The sequence below is a fragment of the Shewanella inventionis genome, from assembly GCF_019931735.1.
Taxonomy (GTDB): domain Bacteria; phylum Pseudomonadota; class Gammaproteobacteria; order Enterobacterales; family Shewanellaceae; genus Shewanella; species Shewanella inventionis.
In genome coordinates this window covers 478,715-492,475 of sequence record NZ_CP082926.1, presented here as the reverse complement: position 1 = coordinate 492,475, position 13,761 = coordinate 478,715, and the positions used below count along the sequence as shown (strand labels likewise).

The 13,761-nt window shown below is 42.8% G+C and carries 10 protein-coding genes; 7 read left to right on the top strand and 3 right to left on the bottom strand.

The window, feature by feature from the left end; translation table 11 throughout:
* Positions 1-13: 13 nt before the first annotated feature.
* Both K8B83_RS02260 and pepQ read right to left on the bottom strand, forming a co-directional pair.
* A complete protein-coding gene (locus K8B83_RS02260) occupies positions 14-628 on the bottom strand; it encodes a YigZ family protein (RefSeq protein WP_188739981.1) in 615 nt (204 codons plus the stop codon).
* Positions 621-1,940, bottom strand: coding sequence for a Xaa-Pro dipeptidase (gene pepQ / locus K8B83_RS02255; RefSeq protein WP_188739980.1), 1,320 nt, complete (start codon positions 1,938-1,940; stop codon positions 621-623). Before pepQ ends, K8B83_RS02260 begins: the two co-directional genes overlap by 8 nt.
* Before the next feature lie 234 nt (positions 1,941-2,174).
* Between pepQ and fadB the strand changes: the two genes are divergently transcribed.
* The 5 genes from fadB (at position 2,175) to K8B83_RS02230 (ending at position 9,909) form a co-directional block, all read left to right on the top strand.
* A complete protein-coding gene (gene fadB, locus K8B83_RS02250) occupies positions 2,175-4,325 on the top strand; it encodes a fatty acid oxidation complex subunit alpha FadB (RefSeq protein WP_188739979.1) in 2,151 nt (716 codons plus the stop codon).
* A 22-nt stretch (positions 4,326-4,347) separates the two neighbouring features.
* Positions 4,348-5,511: an acetyl-CoA C-acyltransferase FadA gene (fadA, locus tag K8B83_RS02245; RefSeq protein WP_188739978.1), complete on the top strand. Its 1,164-nt coding sequence runs from the start codon at positions 4,348-4,350 to the stop codon at positions 5,509-5,511.
* A gap of 247 nt (positions 5,512-5,758) precedes the next feature.
* Positions 5,759-6,004: a sulfurtransferase TusA gene (gene tusA / locus K8B83_RS02240; protein ID WP_188739977.1), complete on the top strand. Its 246-nt coding sequence runs from the start codon at positions 5,759-5,761 to the stop codon at positions 6,002-6,004.
* Between the two features lie 3 nt (positions 6,005-6,007).
* On the top strand, positions 6,008-6,466 hold the full coding sequence (locus K8B83_RS02235) for an MOSC domain-containing protein (RefSeq protein ID WP_188739976.1): 459 nt from the start codon (positions 6,008-6,010) through the stop codon (positions 6,464-6,466).
* A gap of 257 nt (positions 6,467-6,723) precedes the next feature.
* Entirely contained in the window at positions 6,724-9,909 is a 3,186-nt protein-coding gene (locus K8B83_RS02230) for an amidohydrolase family protein (protein WP_188739975.1), read from the top strand.
* A gap of 84 nt (positions 9,910-9,993) precedes the next feature.
* On the opposite strand, the gene K8B83_RS02225 is transcribed toward K8B83_RS02230, so the two are convergent.
* Positions 9,994-10,557 carry a DNA-3-methyladenine glycosylase I gene (locus K8B83_RS02225; RefSeq protein ID WP_188739974.1) on the bottom strand — a complete coding sequence of 188 codons (564 nt, stop codon included), beginning with the start codon at positions 10,555-10,557 and terminating at the stop codon, positions 9,994-9,996.
* 112 nt (positions 10,558-10,669) lie between these two features.
* On the opposite strand from K8B83_RS02225, the gene glyQ reads away from it, so the two are divergent.
* Together glyQ and glyS are read left to right on the top strand one after the other, a co-directional pair.
* On the top strand, positions 10,670-11,575 hold the full coding sequence (glyQ, locus tag K8B83_RS02220) for a glycine--tRNA ligase subunit alpha (RefSeq protein ID WP_188739973.1): 906 nt from the start codon (positions 10,670-10,672) through the stop codon (positions 11,573-11,575).
* A 9-nt stretch (positions 11,576-11,584) separates the two neighbouring features.
* The gene (gene glyS, locus K8B83_RS02215; protein ID WP_188739972.1) at positions 11,585-13,669 is read left to right on the top strand and encodes a glycine--tRNA ligase subunit beta; all 2,085 of its coding nucleotides are present in this window, start codon (positions 11,585-11,587) and stop codon (positions 13,667-13,669) included.
* The last annotated feature ends 92 nt before the right edge of the window (positions 13,670-13,761 follow it).

Sequence of the window (13,761 nt, the reverse complement as noted above, 5' to 3'; positions counted from 1 at the left end):
AGTTCGTCATAGCTCAAACTGTAAACTTTACTTGTAACTGCCCCTGAGTCAGGGTCGCTAAAGCTTGATTAAAGTCTTGATGGTATGATTTGGCCAATTCAAAATGAATATCAACCTTATCTGTAAACACTTTATCAACGATTACACCATCATTTTGATTGACTAAATATTCTATATCAGTCAATTGCGCATAATGACACACCAAACTGGCTGGATAACGAATATGTTTTATTTGCGTTTGTACTTGAGGCAGTCCTTGCTTAATCCCTGAAGTATAAGCGCGAACTAAACCGCCAACACCTAACTTGGTTCCACCAAAATAACGCACAACAATTGCACCAAGCTCGCCAATGTTGGCTCCCTGCAGGCACGCTAACATGGGTTTTCCGGCACTGCCCGACGGTTCACCATCATCACTAGCTCCCATATCAACCGTATTTTCAGGGCTGCCAGCCACAAAAGCATAGCAATAATGGCTTGCTCCGGGGTATTGCAGTTTAATGTCAGTAAGTGCTAACTTCATTTGTTGTTGGTTTGGGCAATGAAACAACAAAGAGATAAAGCGGCTATGCTTTATCTCTTCCTCTATCAATACGTTACCCTTGGGTACTAAATAAGATTCAATCAACTAAACCAAACTCTCTTGTCATGTTTTCGACCCGATTATGATGGACGATAACGTTATCTTCTATTCTTATTCCACCAAACGGACGTAACTCATCAACCATTTGCCAATTAATCATTTGCTTTGCTGACGGCGCAAGTTGTTCAAGTAAGGTGTCAATAATATAAATACCCGGCTCAACGGTCAGCACCTGATTTGGCGCCAGTACACGAGTACAACGCAAAAATGGATGCGCCTCTGGAGCTGCGATATGGGTGCCTCGCTCATCATGGGCGTATCCACCCATATCATGAACCTGCAACCCTAGCATATGCCCTAAACCATGTGGAAAAAACGCACTGGTGACGCCTTCAGCGACAAGTTGTTCAACCGTCCCACGGGCCAGACCAAAGTCGAGTAATAGTTGGCCAATATAATGATGCGTTGCAATATGTAAATCGACATATTTTACGCCCGGTTTCATTTGCTCAATAATTGTTTGTTGTACTTTATCTAACGCGATGATGAGCTCATAAAACCGATTTTTTTCAAATGAGTATGTACGCGTAATATCAGCTGCATAACCGTGATAATGAGCACCAGCATCAATTAAAAACGACAAACGCTGAGCCGGTTTACTATGCTCTAAAGCGGTGTAATGTAAAATCGCAGCATTTTGATTCAACGCGATAATATTGCCATAAGGCACATCGTTTTCACCTTGGCCTATTGCTAACAAATAGCCTTGCTGAATTTCAAACTCACTGGCGCCATTATAAAATGCATTTTTAGCCGCTAAATGCCCTTTCACAGCCATTTGATTCGCCCGGCGTAAACATTCGAGCTCATATTGTGTTTTATCAGCGCGATGATAATGTAAGTAATTCATCACAGCGTCAGGGTTACGAGCAGTAAAGCCTAATACGTCCGCGACATCTAAATGCTCACCAACATATGCCCAAGATGCGACATCTTGTGGTAAAAAATCAGCGATACGATCCGGCTTAGTTAATAACTTGATCGTAAAATGCTCGGTCCAAAATGCTTGTGGCACATCATTTACTTTATGCCAAAAATCAACGGGCCGATAAAAAACTAAAGTCGGCTTGTCTTGGCCATTTGCAATCACCCAACAATTTGGTGTGTCTAAAATAGGCAGCCAAGCTTTAAATTGTGGGTTAACTTTAAAAGGGTAATTTAAATCATCTAAAAATTGTCTATGCGGTTGTCCCGAGTGAACTACAACCCCAGCAAGGCTCTCACGTTGACAAATTTCAGCAACACGACGATTAAGCTCGGTAATATGCGCATGATATAGATGGGCTAACTGATCCATAGACAATCCCTTTGATGAGTTTTAACTCAATAAGTCTATCACAAACTCAAAAACTCATCGCGAGATGATAAAAAATTAAACGGCCGTTTAAATTGGGTGTTGTAATTTTTCTCATTTAGTCGCACACTGATAATCAATTGGTCAATAGATGGCCTACACTGCTGTGAATTGAGCTTGATAACTGCACAGTAAATAAGATGTGGAAGTCGCTTTTAAGCAATAAGGAAGCAAGCAATGATCTACCAAAGCCCTACCATTCAGGTTGAGTTACTTGAAGATAATATTGCCAAACTGTGCTTTAACGCACCTGGTTCGGTAAACAAGTTCGACAGAGAAACTCTAGCCTCATTAGATGCTGCATTAGACAGCATAAAACAAAACACTAACATTAAAGCGCTATTGCTGACATCAGCCAAAAGCACCTTTATTGTTGGCGCTGACATTACTGAGTTTTTAAGTCTATTTCAGCAAGATGATGCAACGTTACTCGCTTGGGTTGAACAAGCTAACGCGGTATTTAATAAGCTTGAAGACTTGCCATTTCCTACAGCCTCTGCAGTAAATGGTTTTGCATTGGGTGGCGGTTGTGAAACGATTTTAGCCACAGATTTACGTGTTGCAGACACCAATGCACGCGTTGGTTTACCAGAAACCAAACTAGGGATTATTCCTGGCTTTGGTGGCACAGTTCGTTTGCCACGAGTTATCGGAGCAGACAATGCCCTTGAGTGGATAACCACCGCAAAAGAGCAACGTCCAGAAGAAGCATTAAAAGTAGGTGCAATTGATGCTGTCGTCGCGCCAGAACATTTAGAAGCAGCAGCAATTCAAATGCTACACGACGCATTAAATGGCAACATTGATTGGCAAAGTCGTCGCACTCAAAAACAATCAGCATTACAACTGCCAAAACTTGAAGCCATGATGTCTTTTGCAACAGCTAAAGGCATGGTGTTTTCTGTTGCAGGTAAACATTATCCAGCCCCAATGACGGCTGTGAATGTTGTTGAACAAGCTGCTGGATTAGACCGTGATGGCGCTCTAAAAGTAGAAGCTCAAGCGTTTATTAAACTTGCGAAAACCGATGTTGCCCAAGCATTAATTGGTATCTTCTTAAACGATCAATTTGTTAAAGGTAAAGCCAAAAAAGCCAGCAAGCTGGCCAAAGATGTAAATCAAGCAGCAGTATTGGGTGCAGGTATTATGGGTGGCGGTATTGCTTACCAAAGCGCCAGTAAAGGCACGCCAATTGTCATGAAAGACATCGCTCAACCTGCGTTAGAACTTGGCTTAAATGAAGCCGCTAAAATTCTTTCAACACAAGTTGCCCGCGGCCGCTCTACCCCAGAAAAAATGGCAAAAGTGCTTAACAACATCACTCCTTCGCTTGATTATGCCGCCATTAAAGGTAGCGACATAGTAGTAGAAGCCGTTGTTGAACATCCTAAAGTGAAAGCAACCGTATTAGCTGAAGTTGAAAACTTTGTATCTGAAGATGCCATCATTGCTTCAAATACATCAACAATTTCAATTAACTTGCTAGCAAAAAGCCTTAAAAAGCCTGAACGTTTCTGCGGTATGCATTTCTTTAACCCTGTGCACAAAATGCCATTAGTTGAAGTTATCCGTGGTGAGCACAGCTCAGAAGAAACCATTGCTTCAGTTGTGGCCTATGCAAGTAAAATGGGCAAAACCCCAATCGTGGTAAACGACTGCCCTGGCTTCTTCGTTAACCGCGTGTTATTCCCTTACTTTGCTGGCTTTAGTGGTCTACTCGCTGAAGGTGCAGATTTTGCCGCTGTTGATAAAGTCATGGAAAAACAATTTGGTTGGCCAATGGGCCCTGCATATTTACTTGACGTAGTCGGTTTAGATACAGGTCACCACGCTCAAGCGGTAATGGCCGAAGGTTTCCCTGACCGCATGGGTAAAAATGGCAAAGACGCTATTGATATTATGTTTGAAAACAAACGTCTAGGCCAAAAGAACACCAAAGGTTTCTATGCTTACTCGGTTGACAGTCGCGGTAAACCGAAAAAAGATATCGATCCAACAAGCTATGAATTACTCAGCACTGAATTTGGTGAGTTAAAAGCATTCGAATCAGACGACATCATCGCGCGTTGCATGATCCCAATGATCATCGAAACGGTTCGTTGTTTAGAAGAAGGTATTATTGCATCTCCTGCTGAAGGCGACATGGGTCTGGTATACGGCATTGGTTTCCCTCCATTCCGTGGCGGTGTATTCCGTTATTTAGATACCATGGGCGTTGCAAACTTTGTTGCCCTTGCAGACAAATATGCACACCTAGGCGGCTTATACCAAGTCACCGATGCAATGCGTGAACTTGCAGCCAAAAACGGTAGTTACTACCAAGCCTAATCAGTGGGAAAGGAATTAAATCATGAAACAAGCTGTTATCGTAGACTGCATTCGTACCCCAATGGGCCGCTCAAAGGCTGGGGTATTTAGAAATGTACGTGCAGAAACTCTTTCTGCAGAATTAATGAAAGCACTACTCGTGCGCAACCCACAATTAGATCCAAACGACATCGAAGATGTGATTTGGGGTTGTGTGCAGCAAACACTAGAGCAAGGCTTTAACATTGCTCGTAATGCATCATTGCTAGCGGGTATCCCTAAAACGGCTGGCGCTGTTACGGTAAACCGTTTATGTGGTTCGTCGATGGATGCATTACATCAAGCTGCACGTGCCATTATGACTGGCCAAGGTGACACCTTCATCATTGGTGGTGTTGAGCACATGGGCCATGTACCAATGAACCACGGTGTCGATTTTCACCCAGGTTTAGCCAACCGCGTAGCGAAAGCCTCTGGCATGATGGGCTTAACCGCAGAAATGTTAGGTAAAATGCACGGTATTACTCGTGAGCAACAAGATGCATTTGCAGTGCGTTCTCACCAACGTGCACATGCTGCCACGATTGAAGGTCGCTTTGCCAAAGAAATTTGGGGTATTGAAGGCCACGATGCAAATGGCGCACTCATTAAAGTGATGACCGACGAAGTGATCCGCCCTGAAACATCAATGGAGTCTCTTGCTGGCTTACGCCCTGCATTTGACCCTGCAAACGGTACAGTTACTGCAGGTACATCTTCTGCATTATCAGACGGTGCCTCAGCAATGTTAGTCATGGAAGAATCGAAAGCTCGCGCGTTAGGATTAACCATCCGTGCACGTATTCGCTCTATGGCTGTTGCCGGATGTGATGCTGCTATTATGGGTTATGGCCCAGTACCAGCAACCAAAAAAGCATTAGCCCGTGCAGGTTTATCTATTGCCGATTTAGATCTTATCGAATTAAACGAAGCATTTGCTGCACAATCGTTACCTTGCGTTAAAGATCTTGGCTTGCAAGATGTTGTCGATGAAAAGATTAACCTTAACGGTGGCGCAATTGCACTAGGTCATCCACTTGGTTGTTCTGGCGCACGTATCTCAACGACGCTAATCAACTTAATGGAAGAAAAAGATGCAACGCTTGGTCTTGCCACTATGTGTATTGGTTTAGGTCAAGGTATCGCGACAGTATTTGAGCGTGTGTAAAAACCATTTTATTTGTTACTGAGCCAGATTCAGTTACAAGTAACCATAAAAACGAGCCAATTTGGCTCGTTTTTTTATTTTTAAAATTTTTCTGCTTTGACTAATGTTCCACGTGAAACATGGTTTATAAAAATTAAAAAACGATTAAAAATAACAAAATCACATTACTGGTGCAGCAAACTTGGCAAGATTACATGACAAGAGTAACATTAGCGCTAATGAGATCCGCTTATAAAGATTGTATTCAATGACCGATATTTACACACAAGCACAACACCAACTCGATGCACTTGGTTTGCGCTGCCCTGAGCCCGTAATGATGATCCGAAAAACAGTGCGAAAAATGGCGGATGGTGAAACCTTACTAATCATTGCAGATGATCCAGCCACCACACGAGATATTCCAAGTTTTTGTGAATTCATGGATCATACCCTAGTTGCCAGTGACACAAGTAAAACCCCATACCACTATTTACTCAAAAAAGGATTGTAATTAATGGCCATCACATTGGAAGGTATTGCCTATAAAACAGCAAAACGTGGCATCATGAAGTCTGTTTTTTGCGCCAATGTGACGTTAAACCGTGGCGTCGAAAACGACATTTTTGGTAAACCCGGAAAACGACAAGTAACAGTATTATCACTCCAGCAATGGCAAATTGCCTGTGAGCAACTTAATAGCCAACTTGATTGGTTAACCCGCAGGGCTAATTTATTAATCAGCGGTTATCAGTTTAGTGCTGCAGATGTAGGTAAAATACTTTGTATTGGAGCAGACCTTCAGTTACAAATAACCGGTGAAACTGATCCTTGCAAAAAAATGGAGATAGCTCGTCCGGGCCTAGAGCAAGCACTATTGCCTGATTGGCGTGGAGGAGTCACCTGCCGAGTCATTCAAGAAGGGTTAATTCAAGCACAAGATACCGTTACCATTACCAGTAGAACAGTCGACTAACTTTTCCTGCATCCCAAAATCCATTCAATCAGAACACCCCAAAGTAACAGCTAAAGTGTGGTGATTTGTCATCAATTGAAACAGATTTGTTGTACACCTTATGGCAAATTTATGCGATAAAGGGTCCATTAAGCACAACACACAGTAAAGCAAATACCCATATTCTCATTTCAATACAGTTAACATTGGAGTCAAATACAGGTGTTTAGCTTGATTAAATCCACCGAAAATAAAAACGACAACGGATAATCACCACTATGCCTAAACAAAAATTAACACCACTCTATACCGCCATGGCATTAGCACTGGGCATAAGCACAACAAGCTTTGCCAGTGACGATGACGCAACGAAATGGCAAGTTAACTCGCCAGAAAACGCACCTCTGCAACAAATAGACATCAATGTTACCGAAGGCACCTGGATGAATGTCAATGTATCACCTGACGGCAAACATATCGTGTTTGATCTATTAGGCGATATTTATCAAATGCCAATTTCAGGTGGCGAGGCCAAGCCACTTGCACAAGGTATCGCCTGGCAAATGCAGCCGGTTTATAGCCCAGATGGTAAATACATTGCCTTCACCAGTGATGAGGATGGCGGTGATAATATTTGGGTTATGAATGCCGATGGCAGTAATCCTCACCCTGTCACCAAAGAAACCTTTAGATTGCTTAACAGCCCTGCTTGGAGCCCAGATTCACAATATCTTGTTGCTCGTAAACATTTTACTGGCACACGCAGCTTAGGTGCGGGCGAAGTTTGGATGTATCACGTGGCTGGCGGTGAAGGTGTTAAATTAACCGAGCGCCCAAACGAGCAAAAAGATTTAGGTGAGCCGGCCTACTCGCCAGATGGCCGCTATATTTACTTTAGCCAGGACGCAACACCGGGCAAAACCTTTCACTACTCAAAAGACTCAGTAAAAGGTATTTATAAAATTAAGCGTTACGACACCCAAACCGGCGATATTGAAGTGTTAATCGAAGGTACTGGTGGTGCAATTCGTCCAACCCCAAGCCCTGATGGCAAAACATTAGCGTATATTAAACGCGATGGATTTCAGTCAACGCTTTACTCACTGGATTTAAAGTCTGGTGAAGAAACAAAACTGTACGATAAGCTTGATCGCGATATGCAAGAAACCTGGGCGATTCATGGTGTTTACCCAACAATGTCGTGGACTAAAGACAATAAGCACATAGTGTTTTGGGCGCAGGGTAAAATCAATAAACTCGACGTTGATACAAAAAATGTGATTGATATTCCTTTTACCATTAAAGGCCAACGCGACATTCAACCCGCAGTACGATTTACACAAAACCTAGATCAAGATGAATTCGACGTAAAAATGTTGCGTATGGCTCAAGTATCACCTAACGGTGAAAAAGTAGTATTTGAAGCCTTAGGTAAAATTTGGATCCGTGATATTAAAGACGGCAAACAAAAGCGTCTTACTCGTTTAGAAGATGATATTAACGAGCTATTCCCGCAGTGGTCTCGCGACGGTAAAGATATTGTATTTACTACCTGGAATGATCAGCAACAAGGTACAGTGAGTATTGTGAGTGCTCGTGGTGGCAAAGCTAAAGTATTAACCAGCGAACCAGGTAAATATGTCGAGCCAACCTTCTCACCAGATGGCGACTACATTGTTTATCGCAAAGCACGTGGCGGGTATATGACGCCACGCACCTGGTCACAAGAGCCTGGCTTATATAAAGTGGATGTCAAAGGCAACAAAAATACTAAGCTTACAGCCAGTGGTCATCAACCACAATTTGGCGCAGACTCGGACCGTGTGTATTTTATGGATTTTGGTAAAACACCAGAATTTGCATCAATCGGTATGAATGGCTTTGAAAAGCGTACTCACTACACCAGCGACCACGCTACAGAGTTTCGTTTATCGCCAGATGGTGAACACCTAGCCTTTGCAGAACGATTTAGAGTCTACGTAACCCCATTTGCCAAACACGGTGAAACCATTGCCATTGGACCTAAAGCGACTAACTTGCCAATTAGCCAACTAAGTGCCCGTGCAGGTGAAAGCATTAGCTGGAGCGGTAAAAGTAACCAACTGTATTGGACATTAGGCCCGGAGTTATATCAAGCCGATGTTGACACTCAATACAGCAAATCAGACAAAAAAGCAGAACCGAAAGTAACAGCCATTGGCTTTAAAGATAAAGCAGATGTTCCACGTGGAACAGTGGTATTTGTCGGCGGTAAAGTCATTACCATGGAAAATGACCAAATCATCGACAATGGCGTTGTCATTGTAAAAAACAATAAAATTAGCCAGGTTGGTGATGCGACATTAGCTATTCCAGAAAACGCACAGGTTATCGATATCTCTGGCAAAACAATTATGCCAGGATTATTTGATGCTCATGCACATGGTGGGCAGGCAGATGATGAAATTATTCCTCAGCAAAACTGGGCGTTGTATTCTGGCCTGTCGCTAGGGGTTACTTCAATTCATGATCCATCAAATGATACTACCGAGATTTTTGCCGCATCTGAGCAACAAAAGGCAGGCAATATTGTAGGACCTCGTATTTTCTCAACAGGCACCATTTTATATGGAGCAAACTTACCAGGTTATACCTCGCACGTAGACTCATTAGATGATGCAAAATTTCATTTAGAGCGTCTTAAAAAAGTAGGCGCATTCAGTGTGAAAAGTTATAACCAACCACGCAGAGATCAACGTCAGCAAATTATTGCCGCTGCGCGTGAACTCGAAATGATGGTAGTACCTGAGGGCGGCAGTTTATTGCAACACAACTTAACCATGGCTGCAGATGGGCACACAACATTAGAGCACTCATTACCGGTCGCATCTATTTACAGTGACATTAAACAGTTCTGGAGCCAGACCAAAGTTAACTACACACCAACACTTGTTGTTTCATATGGTGGTATATCGGGTGAGCATTACTGGTACGACAAAACAGATGTTTGGGCTCACCCGCGTTTGAGCATGTATGTGCCTCACGATATTCTAGATGCACGTTCAATGCGCAGAACCACTGCACCAGATGAACACTATAACCACTTTAATGTTGCTCGTGTTGCAAATGAGCTTAATGAGTTAGGTATTAAAGCCAATATTGGTGCTCATGGTCAACGCGAAGGTTTAGCGGCCCACTGGGAGATGTGGATGTTCGCCCAAGGTGGTATGAGTAATATGGATGTGCTCAAAACAGCAACCATTAACCCAGCAACCACTTTCGGCATGGATCATCAGTTAGGTTCAATTAAGCCGGGTAAATTAGCAGACTTAATCGTTATTGATGGAGATCCATTAACAGATATCCGCAGCACAGATAAAGTCACCTATACGATGGTAAACGGTAAATTGTTTAACTCAGAAACCATGAACGAATTAAATGGCGATAAACAAAAACGTAAGGCGTTTTTCTTCGAAAAGAACTAACGAACTCAAATAATGTGAATAAAGAAAAAGGGTGTTCCACGTGGAACACCCTTTTTTATTAACCATAATAAATATTATCGATGATCAATACTGACCGTAGCAATGGCAATCTGTTGTATGGTCATTCACCATCCCAACGGCCTGCATAAAGGCATAACAAATAGTAGGCCCAACAAAATTAAAACCTAACTTTTTAAGCGCTTTAGACATTGCTTCAGATTCTGGAGTCTGAGCTGGCACCTGGCTTAATGAATCGAACTGGTTAACCTTAGGCGAGCCACCAACAAAGCCCCATAAAAATTCAGAAAAGTCATTGCCCTGCTCAACAAAGGCCATATAGGCTTTAGCATTTTTGATAATGGAGTTTATTTTTAATCTATTACGCACAATCCCAGTTTCAAGCATTAATGCTTCTACTTTGTCTTGGTCAAACTCAGCAATCAAACTAGGTTCAAATCCGGCAAATAATTGCTCATAGTTTTTTTGTTTTTTTAAAATGGTAATCCATGACAAACCAGCTTGCTGACCATCTAAACATAACTTGGCAAATAACTGCTTTGCATCGTACTCAGGTCTGCCCCAAACATTATCATGATAATCTTGATACAAAGGATCTTCACTTACCCAGCCACATCGGTTAACTTGCATTATACGGTTCCATTAACGTTTTTATTCATACGTTAAAAAATAACCTACATCTGCCTTGCGCGACAAGGTATAATCATTACCATTTTCTATTAATAGCCTGATAGCAGTAGACATGACGACGAAACACGACGTAAAGACATTTCAGGGTTTCATCCTAACCCTTCAGGAATATTGGGCGCAGCAAGGTTGCGCAATTGTCCAACCTCTAGATATGGAAGTTGGTGCAGGTACTTTTCACCCGCAGACGTTCTTACGTTCATTAGGCCCAGAGCCAATGAGCAGCGCATACGTGCAACCGTCGCGCCGTCCAACAGATGGACGTTATGGTGAGAACCCTAACCGCTTACAACATTATTACCAATTCCAGGTGGTACTAAAACCATCACCAGACAACATTCAAGAGCTTTACCTTGGCTCGCTAGAAGCCCTTGGTATTGATACCAAAATACACGATATTCGCTTTGTTGAAGATAACTGGGAATCGCCAACATTAGGTGCTTGGGGATTAGGCTGGGAAGTATGGCTTAACGGTATGGAAGTAACACAGTTTACTTACTTCCAACAAGTAGGTGGTCTTGAATGTAACCCAGTCACCGGCGAAATCACTTATGGCCTTGAGCGTTTAGCCATGTACATACAAGAAGTAGACAGTGTATACGATCTTGTCTGGACAGACGGTCCAATGGGCCGTGTTACCTATGGTGACATCTTTCATCAAAATGAAGTAGAGCAATCAACTTATAACTTTGAACATGCCGATGTCGACTTTATGTTCACCCTGTTCGATGAATGCGAAAAAATGTGCCAGCACTTATTGTCGCTAGAAAAACCACTACCACTACCTGCTTACGAACAAGTTATGAAGGCCTCACACGCTTTCAACTTACTTGATGCTCGCCATGCCATTTCGGTTACTGAACGTCAGCGTTATATTTTACGCGTTCGCACCATGGCCAAAGGTGTTGCTGAATCTTATTATCAAGCACGTGAAGCGCTTGGCTTCCCTATGTGTAAGTAGAGGTATCCAATGAAATTTGAAAACTTACTCATTGAAGTGGGAACAGAAGAATTACCACCAAAATCATTACGTACATTAGCCGAGTCTTTTTTAGCTAACTTTACCGATGAACTCACCAAAGCAGACTTACCATTTGAGTCGGCACTTTGGTATGCAGCCCCTCGTCGCTTGGCAATTAACGTGGTTGGTCTAGCACTAGCACAAGCAGATAAAGTCGTTGAAAAACGCGGCCCTGCTGTTAGCTCTGCATTTGATGCAGACGGTAATCCAACAAAAGCTGCTCAAGGTTGGGCTCGTGGTAACGGTATTACTGTTGATCAAGCTGAGCGTTTAGTCACAGACAAAGGCGAATGGCTGGTTCATCAAGCTAAAGTGGTTGGCGTAGAAACGAAAACCCTGATAGCCGAAATGGCACAACGCGCGCTAGACAAATTACCAATACCCAAACCAATGCGCTGGGGCAGTAATAAAACGCAATTTATTCGCCCTGTGCACACAGTAACCATGTTATTAGGCGGAGAATTAGTTGAAGGTGAATTACTCGGCATTAAATCTGCTCGAGTTATTCGCGGTCATCGCTTTATGGGTCAGGCAACATTCGAGCTAGACCATGCCGACAACTACTTAACTGCGTTAAAAGAGCAAGGTAAAGTACTGGCAGACTATCAATTGCGTAAGTCACTAATCAAAGCAGACTCTGAAGCCGCAGCTGCCAAAATTGGTGGCGTAGCCGATATTCAAGAAGACTTGCTTGAAGAAGTGGCATCGTTGGTTGAATGGCCAATAGTATTAACCGCCAGTTTTGAAGAAAAGTTTCTAGCCGTGCCATCTGAAGCCTTAGTCTACACAATGAAAGGCGACCAGAAATACTTCCCAGTATTTGATAATGCCGGAAAATTATTGCCTAACTTTATTTTCGTGACCAACATAGAATCTAAAGATCCACAGCAAATTATTTCAGGTAACGAAAAAGTGGTTCGCCCTCGTCTAGCTGATGCGGAGTTCTTTTTTAATACTGACAAAAAGCAAACACTTGAGTCGCGCCTAACCAGCCTTGAAACTGTTGTGTTTCAAAAACAGCTTGGCACATTAAGAGCCCGTGTTGAGCGTATTTCAGCACTTGCAGGCTTTATCGCTACCCAACTTGATAGTCAAGCTGTTAGCACAAGCAGTGCAGATGCAAGCCGCGCTGGCCTATTGTCTAAAACAGACTTAATGACCAACATGGTGATGGAGTTTACAGACACCCAAGGCACAATGGGGACGCATTATGCTCGCCTAGACGGTGAAACAGAAGCTGTAGCCGTTGCGCTTGAAGAGCAATACAAACCTAAGTTTTCTGGTGATACAGTACCAACAGCAAGCGTGTCGTGCGCTGTTGCATTAGCAGAAAAGCTAGACACCTTAGTGGGTATTTTTGGTATTGGCCAGGCCCCTAAAGGCGCTGCTGATCCATTTGCACTTCGCCGTGCGGCTATCGGTATTTTACGTATTATTGTTGAAAACAACCTGCCACTTGATTTAGTCGATTTAATCGCTAAAGCACAAGCGTTACACGGTGAGAATGTTAGCAATGCTAATACAGCCGAAGACGTACTTGAGTTTTTAATGGCGCGTTTCCGTAGCTGGTATCAAGATAAAGGCATTCAAGTTGATGTGATTTTGGCTGTATTGGCTCGTCGTCCAACGCGTCCTGCAGATTTTGACAGTCGCGTTAAAGCGGTATCGCACTTCCGTGGTTTAGAGGCCTCTGCTGCGCTTGCTGCTGCTAATAAACGAGTGTCGAACATCTTGGCTAAAGTTGAAGGTGAACTGCCTGAAACTATCAACCAAGCGCTGTTAGCAGAAACCGCTGAAAAAGCCTTGGCAGAAAAGTTAGCACAACTACAACCGCAGTTAGCACCATTGTTTGCCAATGCTGATTATCAGCAAGCATTAACATTATTAGCCGATTTACGTGAAAGCGTGGACCTGTTCTTTGAAGATGTAATGGTCATGGCTGACGATGAAGCATTGAAAAATAACCGCCTTGCGTTATTAACTAATCTGCGTGAGCAGTTTTTGCATGTAGCGGATATTTCACTACTACAATAATTTCACTACTACAATAATTTCACTACTACAATAATTTCACTACTACAATAATTTCACTACTACAATAATTTCACTACTACAATAATGTGAAA

Excerpts from the sequence above, each read along its gene's own strand:
- fadA (WP_188739978.1), top strand. The coding sequence starts at position 4,348 with ATGAAACAAGCTGTTATCGTAGACTGCATTCGTACCCCAATGGGCCGC.
- tusA (WP_188739977.1), top strand. The coding sequence starts at position 5,759 with ATGACCGATATTTACACACAAGCACAACACCAACTCGATGCACTTGGT.
- fadB (WP_188739979.1), top strand. The coding sequence starts at position 2,175 with ATGATCTACCAAAGCCCTACCATTCAGGTTGAGTTACTTGAAGATAAT.
- glyS (WP_188739972.1), top strand. The coding sequence starts at position 11,585 with ATGAAATTTGAAAACTTACTCATTGAAGTGGGAACAGAAGAATTACCA.
- K8B83_RS02230 (WP_188739975.1), top strand. The coding sequence starts at position 6,724 with ATGCCTAAACAAAAATTAACACCACTCTATACCGCCATGGCATTAGCA.
- K8B83_RS02225 (WP_188739974.1), bottom strand. The coding sequence starts at position 10,557 with ATGCAAGTTAACCGATGTGGCTGGGTAAGTGAAGATCCTTTGTATCAA.
- pepQ (WP_188739980.1), bottom strand. The coding sequence starts at position 1,940 with ATGGATCAGTTAGCCCATCTATATCATGCGCATATTACCGAGCTTAAT.
- K8B83_RS02235 (WP_188739976.1), top strand. The coding sequence starts at position 6,008 with ATGGCCATCACATTGGAAGGTATTGCCTATAAAACAGCAAAACGTGGC.
- glyQ (WP_188739973.1), top strand. The coding sequence starts at position 10,670 with ATGACGACGAAACACGACGTAAAGACATTTCAGGGTTTCATCCTAACC.